The sequence below is a fragment of the Chromohalobacter sp. HP20-39 genome, from assembly GCF_033052815.1.
Classification (GTDB): Bacteria; Pseudomonadota; Gammaproteobacteria; order Pseudomonadales; family Halomonadaceae; genus Chromohalobacter.
In genome coordinates this window covers 1-471 of record NZ_JAWHTP010000137.1, presented here as the reverse complement: position 1 = coordinate 471, position 471 = coordinate 1, and the positions used below count along the sequence as shown (strand labels likewise).

At 65.6% G+C, this 471-nt stretch carries 1 protein-coding gene; it reads left to right on the top strand.

What is annotated here, in order from left to right; genetic code table 11:
* Positions 1 to 471: helix-hairpin-helix domain-containing protein (locus RVY79_RS17325; protein ID WP_317465719.1), on the top strand; the 471-nt coding region annotated here is incomplete at both ends.

Below are 471 nucleotides of genomic sequence, written 5' to 3'. Positions count from 1 at the left end.
CAGATCTGACCGAACTGCCCGGTATCGGTACCGACCTTGCGGCAAAGATGCGGGAGATTGTTGAAACAGGCACCTGCGCCATGCTCGTCCGGGTACGTGGAGAGGTCCCGCAGTCCATGGTGCAGCTCCTTCAGTTGCCGGGGCTCGGCCCGAAGCGGGCCCGCATGCTGCAGCACGAACTGGGGATTACCACATTGGATGAACTGGCCAGGGCGGCGGCCACGCATCAGATTCGAGAACTGCCCGGCTTTGGCGCGCAGAGCGAGCTGCGCTTGCTGGAGGCCACCAATGCGCGCCTGGAGCGCCATCGACGCTACGGGCTTGTCGTCGCCAAACCATGCGCCGAAGCCCTGATGCGCTACCTGCAGGCAAGCGGCACGGTGGAGCAGCTTGTCATCGCGGGCAGCTACCGCCGGGGGCTCGATACCGACGGCGATCTGGACTTGCTTGCCACGGCCCGACACCCCACCC